At 68.7% G+C, this 13,160-nt stretch carries 10 protein-coding genes; 9 read left to right on the top strand and 1 reads right to left on the bottom strand.

From position 1 onward, the window contains the following. The first annotated feature begins 161 nt into the window (after positions 1-161). From ACQEVY_RS14285 to ACQEVY_RS14270, 4 genes are all read left to right on the top strand, one after another. Positions 162-794, top strand: a complete 633-nt coding sequence (locus tag ACQEVY_RS14285; RefSeq protein WP_328774076.1) for an AIM24 family protein — start codon at positions 162-164, stop codon at positions 792-794. Continuing rightward, positions 794-1,444: an AIM24 family protein gene (locus tag ACQEVY_RS14280; protein WP_432948394.1), complete on the top strand. Its 651-nt coding sequence runs from the start codon at positions 794-796 to the stop codon at positions 1,442-1,444. Before ACQEVY_RS14285 ends, ACQEVY_RS14280 begins: the two co-directional genes overlap by 1 nt. A gap of 38 nt (positions 1,445-1,482) precedes the next feature. Next, positions 1,483-2,232 carry an AIM24 family protein gene (locus ACQEVY_RS14275; protein WP_432955212.1) on the top strand — a complete coding sequence of 250 codons (750 nt, stop codon included), beginning with the start codon at positions 1,483-1,485 and terminating at the stop codon, positions 2,230-2,232. 98 nt (positions 2,233-2,330) lie between these two features. Beyond that, positions 2,331-2,807 carry a MarR family winged helix-turn-helix transcriptional regulator gene (locus ACQEVY_RS14270; RefSeq protein WP_328768566.1) on the top strand — a complete coding sequence of 159 codons (477 nt, stop codon included), beginning with the start codon at positions 2,331-2,333 and terminating at the stop codon, positions 2,805-2,807. A 179-nt stretch (positions 2,808-2,986) separates the two neighbouring features. Here the strand turns inward: ACQEVY_RS14270 and ACQEVY_RS14265 are convergent, their stop codons facing one another. Next, positions 2,987-3,652 carry a response regulator transcription factor gene (locus ACQEVY_RS14265; RefSeq protein ID WP_432948391.1) on the bottom strand — a complete coding sequence of 222 codons (666 nt, stop codon included), beginning with the start codon at positions 3,650-3,652 and terminating at the stop codon, positions 2,987-2,989. Between the two features lie 125 nt (positions 3,653-3,777). On the opposite strand from ACQEVY_RS14265, the gene ACQEVY_RS14260 reads away from it, so the two are divergent. The 5 genes from ACQEVY_RS14260 to ACQEVY_RS14240 all read left to right on the top strand — a co-directional run bounded on the left by ACQEVY_RS14260 (position 3,778) and on the right by ACQEVY_RS14240 (position 13,160). Further along, positions 3,778-4,665, top strand: a complete 888-nt coding sequence (locus ACQEVY_RS14260; RefSeq protein ID WP_432948389.1) for a PepSY domain-containing protein — start codon at positions 3,778-3,780, stop codon at positions 4,663-4,665. Positions 4,666-5,179: 514 nt separating this feature from the next. Beyond that, positions 5,180-5,689 (top strand): MarR family winged helix-turn-helix transcriptional regulator, encoded by a 510-nt coding sequence (locus tag ACQEVY_RS14255; RefSeq protein WP_432948387.1) that lies wholly within the window; start codon positions 5,180-5,182, stop codon positions 5,687-5,689. Positions 5,690-5,755: 66 nt separating this feature from the next. Next, on the top strand, positions 5,756-6,094 hold the full coding sequence (locus ACQEVY_RS14250) for a DUF3817 domain-containing protein (protein ID WP_432948386.1): 339 nt from the start codon (positions 5,756-5,758) through the stop codon (positions 6,092-6,094). Positions 6,095-6,169: 75 nt separating this feature from the next. Beyond that, positions 6,170-7,870 (top strand): acyl-CoA mutase large subunit family protein, encoded by a 1,701-nt coding sequence (locus ACQEVY_RS14245; RefSeq protein WP_432948384.1) that lies wholly within the window; start codon positions 6,170-6,172, stop codon positions 7,868-7,870. A 529-nt stretch (positions 7,871-8,399) separates the two neighbouring features. Continuing rightward, positions 8,400-13,160: a ricin-type beta-trefoil lectin domain protein gene (locus ACQEVY_RS14240; RefSeq protein ID WP_432948382.1), complete on the top strand. Its 4,761-nt coding sequence runs from the start codon at positions 8,400-8,402 to the stop codon at positions 13,158-13,160.

Here is a 13,160-nt window from a genome sequence, read left to right as displayed (position 1 = left end):
GCGCTGACACGGACCGGCGTGGGGGCCGAACCGCGTTCAGGGGTTCGACCACGCGTCCCGCACGGGTCCCCCTGCGGTGCGATCAGGGTGTGCTCAGGGTCGGGATCATCCCGGAGGATCTGTCACCGGCCGCGCCCGGCGGCTACCTTCACACCGTGGCGATGTTCCGACTCCAGGGCAGCAAGGTGCTGGCCGTCGACATGACCGGCGATGCCGTGAAGGCGAAGAACGGCTCGATGGTGGCGTACGACGGGCAGATGGACTTCAAGAAGATGAGCGGCGGCGGGGAGGGGATACGGGGGATGGTGACCCGGCGCCTCACCGGCGAGCAGATGACGCTGATGGAGGTGAAGGGGCACGGGACCTGCTGGTTCGCGGACCGGGCGAGCGAGATCAACCTCGTGACCCTCCAGGGCGACAAGCTCTTCGTCGAGTCGAGCAATCTGCTCGCGACGGACTCGGCGCTGCGTACGGGCACGTCCTTCACGGGCATGCGCGGCGCCTCGCAGGGCAACGGCCTCTTCACGACGACCATCGAGGGTCACGGCCAGGCGGCGATCATGTCCGACGGTCCCGCGGTGGTGCTGCGGGTCAGCTCGCAGTATCCGCTGACGGTCGACCCGGGGGCGTACATCGCGCACCAGGGCAATCTGCGGCAGTCGTTCCAGTCGGGTGTGACGTTCCGCACGTTCATGGGCGAGGGCGGCGGCGAGGCCTTCCAGATCCGCTTCGAGGGCGATGGGCTCGTGTATGTACAGCCCAGCGAGCGCAACACGATCGGCGGGGAGGTCTGATGCCGTTCCGCGAGGTCAACTCGAAGGTGATCGAGGCCACGGTCGCGCCGGGGCAGCGGCTGTTCAGCCAGCGTGGCGCGATGCTCGCGTACAAGGGCGAGGTCTCCTTCACCCCGAACATGCAGGGCGGCCAGGGCGGCGTCATGTCGATGATCGGCCGCCGGGCCGCGGGCGAGGCGGCGCCGCTGATGACGGTGGAGGGCTCGGGCACCGTCCTGTTCGGGCACGGCGGCCACCACGTCGAGGTGATCAACCTCACAGGCGACACCTTGTACGTGGAGGCGGACCGGCTGCTGGCCTTCGACGGGACGCTGGAGCAGGGCACGATGTTCATGGGTTCGCAGGGCGGGGTCATGGGTATGGTCCGCGGCCAGGTCGCCGGCCAGGGGCTGTTCACGACGACCCTGAAGGGTCACGGCGCGGTGGCCGTCATGGCGCACGGCGGGATCATCGAGGTGCCGATCACCCCGCAGCGCCCCGTCCACGTCGACCCGCAGGCGTACGTCGCGCATCACGGCGACGTACGCAACAAGCTGTCCACCGCGCTCGGCTGGCGCGACATGGTGGGCCGCGGCTCGGGCGAGGCCTTCCAACTGGAGCTGAGCGGCAACGGAGCGGTGTTCGTGCAGGCCTCGGAGGAGAAGCTGTGACCGCCTACCCGGGGACGGGCCCCGTGATCCACGACCCGATGACGCTGCCGTCCGACGACAACGTCAACAACTACACCTTCTGCGTGGAGCTCAAGGGAAGCGAGTGGTTCCTGCAGAAGGGCAAGATGATCGCCTACTACGGCTCGATGGAGTTCAACGGCATCGGGCACGGGCGACTGGACCGCCTTGTCCGGACGTCATTTCATTCGCCGTTGCACGCAAGCGACTGGGTCGTGGCCTCCGGCTCGGGCAAGATGCTGCTCGCCGACCGGGCCTTCGACGTGAATTCGTACGATCTGGAGGAGGGCAACCTGACCATTCGCTCAGGCAACCTCCTAGCTTTTCAGCCAAGTCTCGCGCTCAAGCAGTCGATCGTGCCGGGCTTTCTGACGCTCATCGGTACGGGCAAGTTCGTGGCCGCCTCGAACGGTCCGGTGGTGTTCATGGAGCCGCCGATCCGGGTCGATCCGCAGGCCCTGGTCGGCTGGGCTGACTGCCCCTCGCCGTGCCATCACTACGACCACGGCTATATGACAGGCCTGATGGGCGGTCTGCGTGCGCTGACGGGCATGGGCGGGGCCTCTGGAGAGGAGCACCAGTTCGAGTTCGTGGGCGCCGGCACGGTATTGCTGCAGTCCAGCGAGACGCTGATGGCCGAGCAGGCGACGGGGATGACTCCGAACGAGCCGGGGGTACCCGGTGGTGGCGGGGCACCCGGTGGGCAACCGTCCGGATCACCGCGCCTTCCCGGACAGCTGGGAGATCTACAGCGTCGCTTCGGGCTGTGAGCGGTAGTCTGCGGAGTGTGACATCGAACGCGTGCGCACCGACACCTAAATAAAACCCTCATAAGTTCACCTTTCAACATCTTAGGTAGAATCCATTCATGGAGACCGAAACGGCCACGCCCTGGCTGACCGATGCGGAGCAGTGCGCCTGGCGCACCCACCTGGAGGTCAACAGGTTGTTGACGTACCAGCTCGAAAGGGACCTCCAGCCGTTCGGCCTGACAATGAACGACTACGAGATCCTGGTGAACCTCTCGGAATCGGAGGGCCTGCGGATGCGGATGAGCGACCTCGCGGCCGCCACCCTCCAGTCCAAGAGCCGCCTCTCCCACCAGATCACCCGCATGGAGAACGCGGACCTGGTGCGGCGGGAGAACTGCGAGTCCGACCGCCGTGGGCTGTACGCCGTGCTCACGGACCACGGCATGGACACGATGAAGAAGGTCGCGCCACACCATGTGGCGTCTGTGCGGCGGCACTTCATCGACCTCATCCCGCCGGAGGAACTGGAAGCACTCCACAAGTCCCTGACGCCGATCGCGGGGCATCTGCGGGGGCAACGGGGTCGACCGTGACCGCGAGGCGCTGAGCGCTTGGCTGGGATGCCGGTTCGAAGCTGCGGGTCCGGTTGTGGCTGGTCGCTCCCCCACTCTCGGCTGCGCTCGAGCGGGGGGACCCCCATCGCGGCGGAGCCGCAAATGTCATAGCCCCGCGCCCCTAAGAGGCCTGCGGCCTCCTTAGGGGCGCGACCGCCTCATCTTGCCTCCAGGCGGTAACCGGCCCCCCGTACGGTCCGGATCAGCGAGGGCCCCAGTTTGCGGCGCAGGGTGCTGATGTACACCTCGACGATGTTGGGGTCGCCCTCGTAGGCGAAGTCCCAGACGTGCTCCAGGATCTCGGACTTGGAGACGACTTCGCCGGCCCGCACCACGAGCTGCTCGAGGACCGAGAACTCCTTTGCGGTCAGGGCGATTTCTTCCTCCTCGCCCCGGAAGACGCGCCGCGCGGCGGTGTCCACCCTGAACTCGCCGATCACATGCACGGGGGACGCGCCCGCGGATCCGCGCCGCCGGAGCAGCGCCTTCACGCGGGCCACCAGGACGACGTACGAGAACGGCTTGGTGAGGTAGTCGTCGGCGCCCGTGTCGAGGCCCTCCGCCTCGTCGTACTCTCCGTCCTTGGCGGTGAGCATGAGTATGGGCACGTCGTGACCGGCGGCGCGCAGGGCGGCGCACACCCGGTACCCGTTCATGCCGGGCAGCATGATGTCGAGGATGACGAGGTCGTACGAGCCCTCGCCGGCCTGGTGCAGGCCGTCCCGGCCGTCATGGACGACGTCCACGGCGAAGCCCTCGGCTGTCAGTCCCTTGGCGAGGGACAGGGCGAGCCGCTTTTCGTCTTCCACGATCAACAGGCGCATGGGGTCAGCTTCGCAGGGCGAACCTGAAGCGGTCTTCAGGGTGCTTCAGCTTCGCTTCAGCGGGCCTTCGGCAGATTGGTCCACGTCGGAACACGGCGTAGCAGACCAACTCGGGAGGAAACCCCATGAAGCGCAACATCGTCATCGCCACCATCGCCGCCGCGGCCCTCGTGGGAGGCGGCACGGCGACGGCACTCGCGGTCACGAGCGACGACGGGTCGGCGACGACGAAGCCGTCGAGCGTGCGGCCGGCCGACGATGGTCGCGATGACGGCGGCCGTGACGATGACGCGGGCGACACCGACGGCCGCGACGCGGACGGTCGTGACACGGACGACGGTGGCTCCGACGCCCGTGACACCGACGACGCCCGTGACGCCGACGATGGCCGTGACGATGACGGCCGTGACGCCGACGACAGCCAGGCCGGCGCCGGCCAGTCCGACGACGCCGCTCAGGGTGCGTCCGGCAAGGTCACGGCGGCCGAGGCCATCGGCTCCGCCCTCCGCCACACGCCGGGTACCGCGGTCTCGGCCGACCTGGACGGCCCGGACGACGGCGGCCCGGCGGCCTGGGACGTCGACGTCCTCGCCAAGGGCGGCACCTGGCACAGCATCCAGATAGACCCGGCGACCGGCAAGGTCCTCGGCTCGCACGTCGAGCAGGAGGACGGCGCCGACACCGCGCAGGTCCGCGCCGCCCTGAAGGGCTCGTCCGTCTCCGCGGAGGAGGCCGCGAAGGCCGCCGCCGCGAAGGGCACGGTCACGTCGGTCGACCTGGACGAGGACGGCAAGTCCAAGGCCTGGGACACTGAGACGCGCGCCTCGGGCGGCACGGAGCGCGAGTGGAACGTAGACCTGAAGACCGCCAAGGTCACGGCGGACAAGTCCGCCGACCAGGACTCGGCCGACGCCGACGCCGACGCCGACGCCGACGCCGACGCCGACGCCGATGCCGATGACGCGGACGCCGCCGACGCGCACGACGTTGACGACGACGGCTCGGACAACTGAGCGCTCGCATAGGGCATGCGCAGAACCGCGGCATATGAAGGCCGCGCTGAAGACGCAGACATGCGAAAAGTTCCTCAAGAAGAGGGCGCCGATACGGGCGCCCGGGGCAAACAGGGACGCCTGATCCCCGCGACGGCGGCGTCGACACGCTGCCGATCGCGGGCCGGGGCAGGCCCTATGCCAAGAGGAGGAACACGCGGTCAACGTAACAGCGGGCGCCGGGAGTTGACCACCAGGGCCCCCGGGCCCCTGCGCAGCCAGCCGGGCGTGAATGCCCTCGACGCGGCCGGCCGGTGCCAGGCGCCGACGGCCGCCGGCCTCCAGGCCCGTCGAGCGCGGCCAGCACGGTGGTGGGCTCAGCCGGGGTGCTCGGCACCGTGTGCTGCGTACTGCTGGCGCTGGAGGTGCGGCGTACGGGACGTACGGCGGGTGTCGGGGATCGACCCCCGGGCGTCGGGGACCGATCCGCGAGACGGGGCTGACCAGGATATGACCGGCCGGTAGGGTCTTTGCCGTGCCGAAGCCGCTCAGTCTTCCTTTCGATCCCATCGCCCGCGCCGACGAACTCTGGAAGCAGCGCTGGGGGTCCGTGCCGTCCATGGCCGCGATCACCTCGATCATGCGCGCGCACCAGATCCTGCTGGCCGAGGTCGACGCGGTCGTCAAGCCGTACGGGCTGACGTTCGCGCGCTACGAGGCACTCGTACTGCTCAACTTCTCCAAAGCTGGCGAACTGCCGATGTCCAAGATCGGCGAGCGGCTCATGGTGCACCCCACGTCGGTGACGAACACCGTCGACCGGCTGGTCAGGTCGGGCCTGGTGGACAAACGGCCCAACCCCAACGACGGCCGTGGCACGCTCGCCTCCATCACCGACAAGGGCCGCGAGGTCGTCGAGGCGGCCACCCGCGACCTGATGGCGATGGACTTCGGGCTCGGGGTGTACGACGCGGAGGAGTGCGCCGAGATCTTCGCGATGCTGCGGCCGCTGCGCATCGCCGCGCACGACTTCGAAGAGGCGTAGCAGCAGGGCGTACGGGGCTCGGGGGCGCCCGAAGATCGTACGAAACCGCCGGTTACGCTCGTACGCATGAAAAAAAGCGTGCTGACCCGCTACCGCGTCATGGCCTACGTCACCGGTGTCCTGCTGGTCCTGCTGGTGATCGGGATGGTCGGCAAGTACGTGCTCGACCTGGACGGCGCCGCGGACTTCACGCGCGTGGTCAGCATCGCGCACGGCTGGCTGTACGTCGTCTACCTGGTGTTCGCCTTCGACATGGGCTCCAAGGCGAAGTGGCCGGTGCCGAAGCTGCTGTGGGTGCTGCTCGCGGGTACGGTGCCGACGGCCGCCTTCTTCGTGGAGCGCAAGGTCACGCGCGAGCTGGAGGCCAAGGTCGTGGACGACCCGGCCGCGGTCGCGAAGGCCTGACCCATCACCGCCGTGGCGTAGTCCACGGCGGTCTGCCATCGACATTTACTTGGACGTCCTAGTAAATTCGAAGGTATGGACGCTGACGCCATCGAAGAGGGCCGCCGACGCTGGCAGGCCCGGTACGACGCTTCACGCAAGCGTGAGGCCGACTTCACGACGCTTTCCGGCGATCCGGTGGAGCCGGTGTACGGGCCGAGGCCCGGAGACACGTATGACGGGTTCGAGCGGATCGGCTGGCCGGGGGAGTACCCCTACACGCGGGGGCTCTACGCGACCGGCTACCGAGGGCGGACGTGGACCATCCGGCAGTTCGCCGGGTTCGGGAACGCCGAGCAGACCAACGAGCGCTACAAGTCGATCCTCGCCAACGGCGGCGGCGGTCTGTCCGTGGCCTTCGACATGCCCACGCTCATGGGACGCGACTCCGACGATCCGCGTGCGCTCGGCGAGGTCGGGCACTGCGGGGTCGCGATCGACTCCGCCGCGGACATGGAGGTCCTGTTCAAGGACATCCCGCTGGGTGATGTCACGACATCGATGACGATCAGCGGGCCGGCCGTTCCCGTCTTCTGCATGTACCTGGTGGCCGCCGAGCGCCAGGGCGTCGACCCGGCGGTCCTGAACGGCACGCTCCAGACGGACATCTTCAAGGAGTACATCGCGCAGAAGGAGTGGCTGTTCCAGCCCGAGCCGCATCTGCGTCTCATCGGCGACCTGATGGAGCACTGCGCCTCGAAGATCCCCGCGTACAAGCCGCTGTCCGTCTCCGGCTATCACATCCGTGAGGCCGGCTCGACGGCCGCGCAGGAGCTGGCGTACACCCTTGCCGACGGCTTCGGTTACGTGGAACTGGGCCTGTCCCGCGGCATGGACGTGGACGTCTTCGCCCCCGGCCTGTCCTTCTTCTTCGACGCACACGTCGATTTCTTCGAGGAGATCGCCAAGTTCCGGGCGGCGCGTCGGATTTGGGCGCGGTGGATTCGGGACGTGTACGGCGCGAAGTCCGAGAAGGCGCAGTGGCTGCGCTTCCACACGCAGACGGCCGGTGTCTCGCTGACGGCTCAGCAGCCGTACAACAACGTGGTGCGTACGGCGGTCGAGGCGCTCGCGGCGGTCCTCGGTGGCACCAACTCCCTGCACACCAACGCGCTCGACGAGACCCTGGCGCTGCCGTCCGAGCAGGCGGCCGAGATCGCCCTTCGTACGCAGCAGGTGCTGATGGAGGAGACCGGGGTCGCCAACGTGGCGGATCCGCTGGGTGGTTCGTGGTTCGTCGAGCAGCTGACCGACCGGATCGAGGCCGAAGCCGAGAAGATCTTCGAGCAGATCAAGGAACGGGGCCTCAGGGCCCACCCCGACGGGCAGCACCCCATCGGCCCCATCACCTCCGGGATCCTGCGGGGCATCGAGGACGGCTGGTTCACCGGCGAGATCGCCGAGTCCGCCTTCCAGTACCAGCAAGCCCTGGAGAAGGGCGACAAGCGAGTGGTCGGGGTGAACGTCCACCACGGCTCCGTAACCGGTGACCTGGAGATCCTCCGGGTCAGCCACGAGGTGGAACGCGAGCAGGTACGGTCACTCGCCGCCCGCAGGTCGGGCCGCGACGAGACGGCCGTCCGCGACACCCTGGCCGCCATGCTGGCCGCAGCCCGGGACGGCTCGAACATGATCGAGCCGATGCTGAACGCGGTACGAGCGGAAGCGACCCTGGGCGAAATCTGCGACGCCCTCCGGGAGGAGTGGGGGGTCTATACGGAGCCGGCGGGGTTCTAGCGCTGACGGTGCTGTCCGCTGAGGGCGGTGAGGGGTTGTTGTCCCCTCGCCGCCTTTTTGTGCGCATGTGCCGATTTGATACGTGCCTTGCTGTGTGATCCGTCGGCTTGACTGGATTCGGCCAATCTCCTGGGGCCCTGAGGGCTCGAAGCCGTCTCACCTTCACAGGTTGCACACAAATAATCCGCAGAGTGAGCACGTGAATTGCACCTGACGGGGCGTGGCTGACAGCCGCGCGCGATTTCACGCCACGCGGCTCGGCCTCGAAGTCAGCGCTTTCCCGCGCTGGTTACTCGTGCGTATGGTGATCGCCGCGTTCGGCGCACCTGCACGCTCTGCAGCCTGCCTGACGCCTCTGTCTGTACGGGTCCGTACGGACTTCAGTCCCCCTCGCGGCGCTTCCACGTCCTCGGACGGGGTGCCTCCGCCTGCCCTCCTCGTGAAGAACGGTGCTCTTTTGCGTTCCAGACCAGGGTTCTTCGTGCCTGTTAAGCGAAGAACCAGACACTTAGTGCGAATTGTTCCGCAGGTGCTTGCGCTCGCTGTGCTGGCCACGGTCGTCGGCGGGCCGGACGGGACCGGTGACCGGACCGTCAACGGCAGCCCGGTGGCCGACAGTTACGACGGCTTCGACGCCAAGGCGGCCGAGCAGCTGAGGCAGGACCAGTGCCTCATGGCCGACGTGCTGCGTATGGGCGGCCCGGCCATGTTCACCACGGCGCAGAACGCGCTCAACCAGACGCCGGACAAGCTGCACACCGCGGCCAACCGTGAGCGCTGGACCGACACCCCGCTGGCGAAGGCGTTCGAGACGGACAGGGCCGCCGCCTCCAAGGAGGGGGCGGCACTCGACGCGTACGTCGATGTGTGGAAGAAGCCTCTGGACGGCCTGAGTACTCCGGACGGATTCACCGAGACCGGGTTCCACTGGCCGCCGGGAGCCACCGGGAAGGGCCCGAGCTTCTTCGAGCAGACCGGGTTGAGCCAGTGGATCTCGGACCGGTTCTGGAAGGACGAGGGCGAGTTCTACGAGGACCCGACCCCGAAGGCCGACGACGCCACGGTCAAGGCGGTCAAGGACCTCGGCACCCCGCTCTACGCCAAGGATCCCGACACATCCCTGTCTGGTCCCGCGTGGCAGCAGGCGTTCGCCGAACACCAGGCATGGGGCAATCTGGTGGACTGGTCCATGGAGCCGACGGGCGAGGACAACGCCCGTATCTTCCTCGCCTCCGGCGGCTTCCCGCGCACCGCGCCCGAGCCGGGCAGCGTCGAACACCGCATCACCGTCGAGGACTTGAAGACCCGCTTCGCCTCCTGCGCCTGGCGCGGGCCGGTCGACCCGAGCAAGGTCCTCGGCAAGCAGGTCGCCGACGCGACTGCCGAGTGGCAGCAGGAGATCTCCGCGCAAGCCACTCAGCGCAACCAGATCCTCAACGCCAACGTCGGCGCCACCAAGGCCCTCACGACCGGCTCCAAGGCGATGGGCGAGATGCTGGGCCGCTCGTGGATCGCGGACAGGCTGGCCCGCTGGCAGGACTACTGGTCCGCCGGAGGCCCTGGCTGGATCGGCGACAGCCCGATGGTCATCCACGCGCACGGTGCCGCCGACAAGTGCCTGGAAGTGGGCGGAGGCAAGAAGGACAGCGGCACACCGGTGCAGATCTACACCTGCAACGGCGGCGCGGGCCAGAAGTGGCAGATCCGCGGCGAGGCCCTGGTCAACGTCAACTCCGGCAAGTGCCTGGACATCAATAACTCCGGCACCGCGAACGGCACGACGTTGCAGATCTGGACGTGCAACAACACCGCCGCCCAGAAGTGGCAGTACAACACCCACGCGACTACTCGCCTGTACAACCCGGGCACCGGCAACTGCCTGGACCTCGCGACGTACGCCAACAGCCGTGACGCGCGGATGTGGGACTGCAAGGGCACCAAGCCGCAGAAGTTCGACATCAAGCCTTCCGGTCACAAGGGCACGGACTCCCTGAGCTATCCGACGAAAGCCCAGTTCGACAAGGCGAAGAAGGGTGTCACGGACGCCCAGGCCGCGGCGAAGAAGCAGCTCGACCTGATCAAGGCCCAGGCCACCGCCGCGAAGACGGCCGCGACGACCACGGACACCGCCGCCCAGGCCGCCTACGCGATCGCCGACAAGGCCGGTGCTCCCCGGGGCCGCGGTCTGCTCGTCGGACAGCAGAAAGCCCAGGTGACGAAGGCGTCGGCCGCCGCTCTGGAGGCCATGGCGAAGGCGGGTGACACCGCGTACGCGGCCACCCGTGCCTCCGCCGGGGACAGCGCCACCATCGCCGCCCGTGCGGTGACGCAGGCCGCCGCGTCCAAGGCGGCGTTCCGTACAGCCGCCGCCAACGAGGCCAGGGCGCAGGCGAAGGCCGCCGCCGACGCGGCCGCCGTACAGGCGCAGAACGCCAAGACCTCCCGTGACACCGCCAAGACCAAGCTCGCCGAGACGCAGAAGGCCGAGGCGGACGCGAAGGCGGCCGCCGCCGTGGCGCACGCCAAGCGGCTGTCGGCGGAGAAGGAGGAGCAGACCGCGAAGGCGGAGAAGGAACTCGCCGCGCAGAAGCAGGCCGACGCCGCCCGGCACAAGGACAACGCCGAGGGGTACGCGAAGACCGCGGGCGAGGCGAAGGGCAAGGCGGAGGCCGCCGAGACCACCGCACGTGAGAAGCGCCAGGACGCGGAAGCCGCGCGGGACCGGGCCCAGGGCAAGCGCGACGACGCCTGGGACGCCGAGAGCAAGGCGAACGCGGCGCGTGCCAAGGCCGACGCCAAGGACGCCTACGCCGCGGCCCACGATTCTGCCGACGACGCGAAGGAGTCGCGGGCGGCGGCGAACGAGGCCGACAGGCACGCCGACGACGCGGAGACGGCCGCGAGGTCGGCCCGCTCCGAGGCGGACGCGGCGACAAAGGCCGCGGCCGACGCCGACGCGGCTGCGACGCGCGCGGAGGCGGCTGCCAAACGCGCCCGCTCCGACGCCGACGACGCGAAGGCGGCCAAATTGAAGGCCGACGCCGCGGTGCGGACGGCGACGAGCACGGCAGCCGAGGCGATCAAGGCCTCCCAGGACGCCGCCTCGGAAGCCCGTACGGCGGACAAACTCGCCGACGACGCCGAGAAGGACGCGGCCAACGCGAAGAAGCAGGCCGACGCGTCCAAGGCGGAGGCGGCCAAGGCGGTCGCAGGAGCGGCGAACGCCGCCGGTCACGCGTACACCACCGCCCAGGCGGCCGAGGACGCCGGTAACTCGGCGCGGCAGGTCGCCGCTCCGGCGAACGACGCGATCCAGCTCGGTTCGCCGTATGTCACGACCGACTCCGCGGCCGGACTCGTCGTCCTGACCGGACAGTCGTCGAAGACGATCGCCGAGCAGCAGAAGGCCGTCGCGGAGGCGCATGCCGCCAACGCCCAGAAGAACGCCGCGCAGGCACAGAGTCTCGCGAACGCGGCGACGGGTGACGCCAAGGCCGCGTACACGCTGGCCGCTGAAGCCGCCGGTTTCGCGGCCACCGCCCGCAAGTCGGCGACGGAGGCGCACGGTTACGCCGCCGAGGCCGCGGGCTACGCGGCGGAAGCCCAGAAGTCACTGGCCCGCACCATCGAGCACGGACGCCAGGCCACAGAGGACGCGGCAGCGGCCGACCGAGCCGCCGGCCGCGCCGAGGGCCACGCCAAGGACGCCCGCGCCTCCGCCGACCAGGCGGCCCTGGACGCCGAGGCCGCCCGCACGGCGGCATCCGAGGCCGAACAGGCAGCGAAGTACGCCCGCGCGGCGGCCACCCGCGCCGCCGAGGAAGCCACGGCGGCCGAGGCGGCGGCGAAGGACGCGCAGAAGTACGCGGAGTCGGCGCAGCAGGCCGCCGAGTCGGCCGCGCGGAAGGAGGCGAACCAGCAGGTCGCCTCGGGCGCCGGCACGGGAATCGGCGGAACGTTCTACGTCGTAGACGAGGACAGCATCGAAATCACCGACGCAAGGCAGGACGAGCCCTGCGAACTCCCGCCCGGGTTCGGAACGAGCTGCACCGTCACGTTCACGTTCAAGTTCAACGCGACCGTCGACTTCTACCAGTGCACCAACCCTGACGTCCCGGCCACCGAATCCGGGTGCCCCGCGTCGGACACGGTGTTCCTGGGGCCGCAGCCGTTCAAGGGCCTCACCAAGAAGGTCACCCGGACCTTTACTCAGGCGGACATCCTGAAGGGCCTCGTCCAGACCTACCTGAAGCTCGGGAAGGAGTTGCTGGTCCAGGACTTCGTGGACTGCTGGCACGGCAGCGCCGGCGGATGCGCGTGGGCGGCCTCCAACTTCATCCCCGGTAAGGCCATCGGTAAGGCCGTCGAGGCCGTCGCCAAGCTCGGTGATGCGCTGAAGACCGGAGCCGGCATCGGCGACGCCTGGAAGGGCGTGAAGGAGATCGGCCTGGACCCCGACGCCGTCGCCGGTATCGGGAAGAAGGGAGCAGACGACCTGGCCACGAGCTGCCGTGTCAACAGCTTCCCTGCGGAAACGCGGGTGCTGCTGGCCGACGGTTCGCGCAAGACGATCAACACGATCACCGACGGTGACAAGGTACTGGCGACCGACCCGGAAACTGGTACCACGCGCTCGGCGCACGTCACCGCGACCTTCTCCCACCACGTCGACCAGCTCATAGAGATCACGGTCACCGGCGGCGGACGGATCCTCACCACTCCGGGCCACCGGCTGTACGTGGCAGACCACGGATGGGCGCTGGCATCTGAACTGCACGGGGGCGAGAAGCTCCGGACTCGAAGCGGCGCAGCGGGCACTGTGGTGAGCGTGCGGGCCGTCACCGCCCCGCAGACCGTGTGGGACCTGACTGTCGACGACCTGCACACCTTCTACGTGGTCGCCGGAACCGCCCCGGTCCTGGTCCACAACTGCGACGGGCAGCTGAGCGAGGACCTGCGGGCGGAGATCGAGTGGGAGCACGGGGAGGACGTCGCCGACGGTGTCGACCGGATGGCAAGCCGTATGCATGACGGCAGCGTCGACGCCCTCGACCACGTGATCCCGGGGATAGGCCACGATCTCAGGGCTCTGGGCAACTACCTGGCCGAGTGGCGTGGCAAGCTCACCTACCGGGACACGGAGAAGGGGTCGAGACTCGCCTACGATGAAGCTCGCGGCGTCCTGGTCGTGGAGAACTCCTACATGATTCACGCCTATCAGTACGACAGGGCTCTGTTCGACAGGAACGTGGACAAGGGTCGCTACGTCTTGCAGAACGGTGGGAACTGA

The organism is Streptomyces sp. CA-288835, from assembly GCF_050936385.1.
In the GTDB taxonomy this organism is placed as follows: Bacteria; Actinomycetota; Actinomycetes; order Streptomycetales; family Streptomycetaceae; genus Streptomyces.
Note: the sequence above shows the minus strand (reverse complement) of the source record. Positions and strands in the feature narration are given on the sequence as shown.

Excerpts from the sequence above, each read along its gene's own strand:
- ACQEVY_RS14285 (WP_328774076.1), top strand. The coding sequence starts at position 162 with ATGTTCCGACTCCAGGGCAGCAAGGTGCTGGCCGTCGACATGACCGGC.
- ACQEVY_RS14280 (WP_432948394.1), top strand. The coding sequence starts at position 794 with ATGCCGTTCCGCGAGGTCAACTCGAAGGTGATCGAGGCCACGGTCGCG.
- ACQEVY_RS14275 (WP_432955212.1), top strand. The coding sequence starts at position 1,483 with ATGACGCTGCCGTCCGACGACAACGTCAACAACTACACCTTCTGCGTG.
- ACQEVY_RS14270 (WP_328768566.1), top strand. The coding sequence starts at position 2,331 with ATGGAGACCGAAACGGCCACGCCCTGGCTGACCGATGCGGAGCAGTGC.
- ACQEVY_RS14265 (WP_432948391.1), bottom strand. The coding sequence starts at position 3,652 with ATGCGCCTGTTGATCGTGGAAGACGAAAAGCGGCTCGCCCTGTCCCTC.
- ACQEVY_RS14260 (WP_432948389.1), top strand. The coding sequence starts at position 3,778 with ATGAAGCGCAACATCGTCATCGCCACCATCGCCGCCGCGGCCCTCGTG.
- ACQEVY_RS14250 (WP_432948386.1), top strand. The coding sequence starts at position 5,756 with ATGAAAAAAAGCGTGCTGACCCGCTACCGCGTCATGGCCTACGTCACC.
- ACQEVY_RS14245 (WP_432948384.1), top strand. The coding sequence starts at position 6,170 with ATGGACGCTGACGCCATCGAAGAGGGCCGCCGACGCTGGCAGGCCCGG.